The sequence below is a fragment of the Melioribacter sulfuriphilus genome, from assembly GCF_051488685.1.
Taxonomy (GTDB): Bacteria; Bacteroidota; Ignavibacteria; order Ignavibacteriales; family Melioribacteraceae; genus Melioribacter.
Window position 1 is genome coordinate 66695 of record NZ_JBPSEH010000012.1, and the last position, 7979, is coordinate 74673.

The 7979-nt window shown below is 41.7% G+C and carries 5 protein-coding genes; all 5 read left to right on the top strand.

What is annotated here, in order from left to right:
• Nucleotides 1-161: 161 nt before the first annotated feature.
• A complete protein-coding gene (locus tag ACSSV9_RS14055; RefSeq protein WP_437347896.1) occupies nucleotides 162-2075 on the top strand; it encodes a Rad50 family protein in 1914 nt (637 codons plus the stop codon).
• Nucleotides 2072-4087 carry a hypothetical protein gene (locus ACSSV9_RS14060; RefSeq protein ID WP_437347897.1) on the top strand — a complete coding sequence of 672 codons (2016 nt, stop codon included), beginning with the start codon at nucleotides 2072-2074 and terminating at the stop codon, nucleotides 4085-4087. Before ACSSV9_RS14055 ends, ACSSV9_RS14060 begins: the two co-directional genes overlap by 4 nt.
• A complete protein-coding gene (locus ACSSV9_RS14065) occupies nucleotides 4087-7041 on the top strand; it encodes a hypothetical protein (RefSeq protein ID WP_437347898.1) in 2955 nt (984 codons plus the stop codon). Before ACSSV9_RS14060 ends, ACSSV9_RS14065 begins: the two co-directional genes overlap by 1 nt.
• A 10-nt stretch (nucleotides 7042-7051) precedes the next feature.
• Nucleotides 7052-7321, top strand: coding sequence for a hypothetical protein (locus ACSSV9_RS14070; protein WP_437347899.1), 270 nt, complete (start codon nucleotides 7052-7054; stop codon nucleotides 7319-7321).
• A partial coding sequence (locus ACSSV9_RS14075; protein WP_437347900.1) for a hypothetical protein occupies nucleotides 7321-7979 on the top strand: 659 nt, incomplete at its 3' end. The genes ACSSV9_RS14070 and ACSSV9_RS14075, both read left to right, overlap by 1 nt.

Genomic DNA, 7979 nt, shown 5'->3' on the forward strand with positions numbered 1-7979 from the left:
ATATTATTCGTAATTACAGGCGGCGACGCTTCCAAGCGCGAAGCTCTCTTGAAAACAAAAAGAAAAATTATACTCGATTATTTCTATCAAATACGGCTGAATAAATTAAACGAACTCCTCGATACGCTTGCGTACTTAAAACACATAAAGAGAGACAAATAATGGCAACGGCGGATACACTGGAATTCAGACTTACAATTGACGGCAGGGAAGCGATAGCAGTTCTCGATTTGACAAAGGGCGAATTTGTCGAAATGAACGACGAAGCGCAGAAAGCAAGCGGGGCGCTTCAAACTGCTCTTAAAAAAGTTGCGGATGTCGCCTCCGGCGCTAATAAACAACTGCAGAACACGAACACGCATGTTAAAGGATTAAACGCCGCGGCGGGTTCCACGGTGCCGGGCGTTAATAATATGACCATGGCTGTAAGTCAATTCGGATGGATATTGGGCGATGCGAACATGTTTCTGGTAAACGCCCGAATGGGTATGATGTCGATTGCAAACAATATACCGATGGTAGTGCAGGCATTTACTCAAGCGCGACAGGCGGCGCAGGGGCAAGCTACCGTAATGCAGCAATTGACAGCTGCAATCACGGGCGGCGGCGGTCTGCTGCTGGGCATCAATGCGCTTATGTTCGTAATGCAGCTGCTGCCATCAATATTTGAAGATAGCACAGAGGAGGTGAAGAAACAAAAAGAAGAAATTGACAAACTCCGTGATTCTTACCAAAAATTAAGTATACAACAAATCGATAATGAAATACAAAAAATAAAGACAAAATTATCAAGCGAACCATTCATAATTACTGCGGGTATACCTCAACTAGGAATAGAACCAGAACAAATATTCACGAGCGAAGAAGGGAAGAAATTAAAAACCCAGCTCGATTTATTATATGAAATTAAAAACAATATGGGCGACCTTACAGCGCTTGAAAACAGACGCTTAGAATTAAATGAAAAAATAAAAAATTTACAGCACGTTACGGAAGGACCAATTTCTCCTCATAATCTGGAACTTTTAGATCAATACAAAGCCGAATTAAAATCAATTAATGAAAGAATAGATTATATACGCAATAATGCAGATAGAACGAATAAAGACGTATTTAAAAAAGCGGAAGAGGAACTTGTACTGGCCCAGGAACACGCAATTAAGATGGCGCAGATTGAGGGCAATAACGACGCTATTATACTCGAAATGAAAAAGCAGCATCTTGTCGAAAGGATTAATCTGTACGAAAAATACGGCAAGGATGTAACCGCGCTGATGTACGAGCTGTACGAAACCGAAGCCGAGCTGCAGAAAGCGCTTAAAGCCCCGGATATAAAAACCGACGTAGGCGAACCGGAAGACATATTGTTGCAGGATTATAAGAACAAAGAAGAATATGAAAAAGAATTTTTGCAAAGCCAGCTGGACTCCTGGTACGCCGCGGAAGACGAAAAGATAAAAGCTTACGAAAATTATAACGAACTTAAAATAGCGCTGGACGAAGAATACCTGAGGCGTAAAAGAGCATTGGATCAGCAAGCAATGATCCATACGCTGGAAGGCACATCGCAGATGCTCGGACAGCTCGCGGGCTTATTCGGGAAACATACAGCCGCATATAAATTTTTAGCTGCAGCTCAAGCTCTTATCGATACATACAAAGCTGCAAACGTCGCGCTTGCATCTCTGCCTCCGCCTTGGAATTTCGCTGCGGCTTTAGCAGTAACAGCAGCCGGCATGAAGAATGTTATGTCAATTGAAAAGACGGACGTAACTATGCGCGGTTACGCCCGCGGCGGTGCTATCGTAGGAGAATATGGGCCAGAGATTATTGCTCCTGCTGAAGATTATGCAACAGGTATGGCAGAACTGGTAGATAGAACTGTGCGAGAGGTAAGAAATTATATGTATATAACAAACGGAGGAGCGGATAACGCAGGGATGCTGATGAAAATAGATACGTTAACGCGAAGAATAGAAGAACTCGCCTCCAGACCGGCAATAGCTTACTTCGACAACGAAGAGGCGCTTAAAGTAGGCAGATACTACGACTACGAACAGAGGACGAGCAGATGATATTGAAATTCAAAAACGGCATAAACGGAACTCTTGAAACCTGGAGCCCGCCGGCTAAGATATATAATCTAGGCAGCGTTAAGCGCAGAATAGAAAGCAGAAACCCGGGCGAAGCCGGCGTTATTGTATACGACAAGCTTAATCTTACGCTCGAATACGAAAACGGCAGCCCGGTCTATGCGGCATTCAGCGGCGATCTGAGCGCAGCCCAACGCTATATTTTCGAATTTTACGGAGTTAAAACGGATAAAAGCGCGTCAAAGCTGTTCGAAGGGCTGTGCGATTTTTCGACGATTGAATGGGCGGATAATGAAAAAAAAATACGTTTTAATGTCATTGATAAAATAAGCGCACTGTCAATTATAGCGAATGTAAGGAAACAAAGGGAAGAAATACAAGATGCCGTTAATCTCAGATCAGGCTATGCAGGGCAATATGGTATTGGTATCAGTAAAGTAAATTTAAGCGGAGTTGGAGAATGTTATGCGTTGCCCACATGGACAGTTGTATATATAAATTATACAGCTAGTAAAGGAACGCCTATAGCACATAATAATTTGATATTAGAGAAAGGAGATATATTTCAACATCCCAATATCGGTTATTATGACAATTACGGTATATTTCACGAAGGATTGGGAAAGTTTATTGTTACAGACAGCGGCTTTACAAATTTCAATGGAGTGCAAACAACCTGGATAAAAGTTTATAATCCACCTTCTAACTTTGAATATGACCCTCCAGACTGGGAAGATTTCATACCACAAATAAAATTTTATGCTAAAAAATACTACGACATGGATGATATATGCTATTATGGAATTGATGGCTATGGCAGGACTGTTGTAACCGGTTTTAACGGCATAAAGATAATTGAAGCTATATATGAACTTATATGGGGAAATTCTACCGTAATAAACAAAGTTGATCCAAGCGGATACCCAATAGCATTGGATTATTACGAAAAAACAATAGATGAAAACCCGTTTGGACATCATCCGCTCGACGCACTGAAAATGTTGGCAGCATCAATACAATGTTATATATATGTGAATAAAACAGGGGACTTAGTGCTTCATAAAAAGAGCAATATTACAAATAATCCTATACGAACTATTGTAAATATGAATAAAAAAAACGGGAATAAAAAACTCTTTTGGGACAAGCTGGTCGACGCCGTAACTGTAACGGTCAACAGCGGAAAACTGATAGACGGACAGCCGCTTGCCGGCACGGCTACGGTAAAAAAATACGCCGGCATAGAGCCGCGCAACGAACTCAAGCTCGAAATAGTAGCTCCCAATACGGTCGAAATGACACAGCAGGCGCTCGATCTTTACGCCGCAAACGCGGCAAGCGACGTTATGAATTTCTACGGCAAACGCCATTATTATTATAATCTTACGGCAAGACTTACGGACGATATGTACGATTGGGAACTGCTCGATCAGATAGACATAGACGGCGAAAGATATTTCATACAGAGCGCGGAAATTGACGAGGCGAGAACTCAGGCAACATTTGAGCTCGTGAGCGTTACCGGCTATGATTACGACTTTGAACAGGCGCGCGCGGTGATGAGCAAAGAGAAATATAATTCGTCTTCAACAGGCGTATCGTCGTCGAGCGCAAACAATGTAATAATCAACCAGAACATTCTCCCTTTGCGCGTCAAATCTTTCAATTATACGATGCTCGGGCAAAGCGCAATAAAGGTAATCGACATAAACGAAAACGAAATTGTAAACGTAATTACTATAAAATTAACAACTCCTTTTTTGAACGATACTATTTCGCAGTTCAGGCTTTACGATTCGTCCGGCACTCTTTTTACGATTGATAAAATTATGGGTAAAATGAAAACCGTCCTGGAGCCCGGGCAGGAATTAACATTGAAAAAAATATATACGGCGAACGATACGATATATCTCGAAATGCTTGCCGGCGGCGCTCAGGCGACGCAGGGCGAAGGCATGATATTAATTGAAAAATTTAAATACGAGGCGGCATAATGAAACGGAAAATATTACTGCTGGCAATTATATTTACAACGCTGCTGAACGCTCAAAATTACTATTACATCGACGGAACATCCGCGCCGAAATTCCGCATCGGCAACGACAGATATATCGAGCTGTGGTCCGACGACGATAGCAATCTTGTTAAAATAGATATTAACGGCGTTACCGCTACTGTGCTTACGTCGAATTATTTGAGCCTCCAAAAGCCGGACAGCGTCCGTCATGCGTGGAACATCCTCGGCGGGGCTGCTAATCAATTATTATATCAGGTCTCGGCGGACAGCACCGGATTTGTACCGGCGGCAGTTAATAATAAGTATCTTTACTATAATAACGGCTGGCAATGGAAGTGGGCGTGGAGCCCAGATACTACAACTGTTGTAAGAACGAACAGAACAATCTACACTACAGCTCCTCTGCAAATTGACGGATTGTCGCAGGCTGACCTTAGCGCGAACAGAACATTATCATTACTTTACAATACCACTCATTTTACCGTTACGTCAAATCAACTTACCGCTAACCAAATAAATGCATCCGTCAATAATTATGGTTTCCAAATAGGAGCGGTAAATCTTGGCGGAACATTCTCAATTACAGTGCCGCAAGATCTAAGAACATCTGCATCTCCGCAATTTAATAATATAAATCTTACTGGGATTATAAACCAGCAAGGCGCGGGCACTAATTATTTCTACGGCGACATTCAGCAATATGGCAGCAGGTCAATCTACAATAATTTTGTAAGCGGCTGGGCGGGCAGCGGATGGAGATTAGATTATGGAGTTTCGCAGGCAGGTAAGAGCTATTTAGAAGTCGATAACCTTACAGTTCGCGGCACTATGTCCGTATACGAATTGCTGCTTAACCAGATACGCGCTACGAACGGAAACGTAATAACGAGCGACGCGGCAAAAGTGGAAAGTGCGAGCGGAAATCAAATTACATTCGAAGACCCGAGCAATCATAACGTATGCCCGTTTGCGGTTAACGATTTAATAATAGCTCAATCCTGGGACGCGGCAGGAACAACTGTAAGGCAAGTGAAAGCGACGGTAACAAGCGTAAGCGGAAGGACAGTAACGGTATCTTACAATACCGGAAGCGCTCAAAAGGGCGACGTGTTCGTTCGAATCGGCAATACCTCGGACGCGTCAAGACAGGGGCTGGTCTACACCGTAACCTCTGATGCCTACGCACCTTACATTGACATCATAAATGGTGTTAATAGCTGGTCGGCATGGGGCTCGTCGTCAAAAACTAAGGCACGTTATGGAAACCTTGCGGGGATAACAGACGCGAATTTTGGAGCTTTATCGGGTTATGGTCTCTACGCTCAGAATGTTTATCTGAAAGGTAAATTTTATTTAACGACGCTTTCGCAGACGGTTGAAGATGCGTTAAATACTAAAGTAAGTCAGACGGACTTTAACAATCTTAGTAGTACGGTAGCTACACACACAACTCAAATAACTCAGAACGCAAATGCAATTACTCTTAAAGCAAACAAAACATACGCTGACAGCTTAAACGATAGATTAACAACTGCAGAAGCGAGCATCACTGTAAACGCAGATGCAATTACAAGCGAAGTGACTAACAGAACGAACGCAGACGCAACTCTGCAATCACAAATAACTCAGAACGCAAACAACATCAATCTTAAAGTAAGCAAGAACGACGTTATTAATCAGATTAACATTAGCACAGAAGGAATAGGGATTGCGGGGAGCAGACTTGATATAACCGGTACGACAACATTCTACAACGGGCAAACGCTCGCGGGAGCAATCAATTCCGGGACAACGTCAATTTCCGGGGACAAAATAAGGACGGGCAACATACGCAGCAATAACTACGTCGCCGGTTATGCCGGAACGGACTTTAATCTTACGAACGGAAATTTAACCTTCTACGGCGAATACGGCAGCGTAACGCTCTACGGCGCAACGCAGAATTATCCGATCGGATTAAATATAATTGGTAAAACGACGGGCGGTACGCAAAAAATATTGGTGCAGGCAGGCGCATACAACGACGCGGGATATGCGCGGTACGGATTTTCGATATGGGATAATACGGCAAATGCATTCTTAATGAATATCGGGTATTCTCCCGGAGCGGCAAACTTTACGGCTAAGATAAGTAACTGGAATATAACGAAGGATTGGTTAACAGATGATAATACAAGCGTTGTTATCAATGCGACTGATAAATCGATATATGCGCGTCCTCTCGGCACAGGTACAAAAACAAAATACGTTATGCTCGGACAGACGCATGACGGATCAAACTGGACGGGATATTACGGAATAAGCGCGGTTGACGGATTAAACAGATTTATATTCCGCCTCGACGATTACGAAACGAAAATTGCGGGATGGAATCTCTATTACAATAAATTATATAACATATCTGGTTCAACGGGAATAGAACTTAGCACGGCGACCACAAAAACAATAAGTACAGGATTTGCAGTTTGGGACCCGGGTTCGCCTAAGATGTTCATAGGAAATTCGACCTCTTATATGGATTGGAATAATGCGACGGCGAATACATTGACAATAAAGGGAGAAATTAAATCGTCCAAATTCTCAACAATAGCAAGCTTTGATACTACAAATTATACTGATTATGTTATCATCCAAGGTAAAAACATAAACTTAAAGGAGACAATCTCGGGCACAATATATAAAATAATTCAAAGCCCTTCAGGATTATTCATGTCAGCAATATATGGAGGAGATCTCGGGTTTATCAATGTTCGAACAAACATAATAGGTAATGGCGGCTCTTTTATTAATATAGACGGTTATAATGTCCCAAAATTTTACGGAGTTACAAACAGCCCGTCTACATATGACCGCCGTCCCGGCGATATGTATATAAATACATCTTATAAAGTATTCATATGGAACGGCAGCACATGGATACAATTAAATTAAGGAGAATAAAATGAAAAAGCTTATAACGGCAATTATAATAATGTTTAACGCGTCATTAATTGCGGCTCAAACGGACAGTACTGCAGCCGACGATTCGACAAAACTTGCAAATTTAATGCAGCAAAAAAAACAAGTGGTTGAGTTTATCGTGCAAAAACAGAGCGAAATATACGAAGCCGAAAAGCAGCTTAAAGAAGCTTACAACAAATTATCTCAGTTGAATATAGCAATACAGCTATACGACGAAAAATTAAAACTGTATAAGGAGTTGAAAAAATAATGGCGCTGCCTAAAGAACAAAAATTTATAATCTATCGAGGCGACCCCGCGCAGCTTACAATTACGCTTGACGGAGATTACTCCGGCAAGGAATTTCTTTTCGGGGCAAAGAAGGATAAAAATACAACGTCGCAAAGGTTAATAGAAAAATCAGGCGTCGATATATCCGTAACGTACAATGCGTCGCAAAACAAAAGCACAATAAATATATTGTTGGCGGAAGAAGACACACAGGATTTGACATACAATTATCTTGAATATGACCTGATTAATATTACTGACAATCGAACAGTAGCAAGAGGTAAGTTATACCTGGAAGGCGACGTTATTACTCCATACGACGGGACGGACTTACCGGCTGATGCGCAGAGGTACATTCCGTATAAGATTAATCAACTTCAGGATTTACAATTATTGCAATATCAAGCGAGCACAGGCGCGCTTATTGGCAAGAATCCTGGTGAATTTGTAGATGAGAATTTTTACAACAAATCAGAAGTAGATGCTAAAGATAATTTGTTACAAGCACAAATAACACAAGAAATAACTGACCGGGCTAATGCAGACAACAATTTGCAAATTTTTGTAGATGAGAATTTTTACAACAAATCAGAAGTAGATGCTAAAGATAATTTGTTACAAGCACAAATAACACAAGA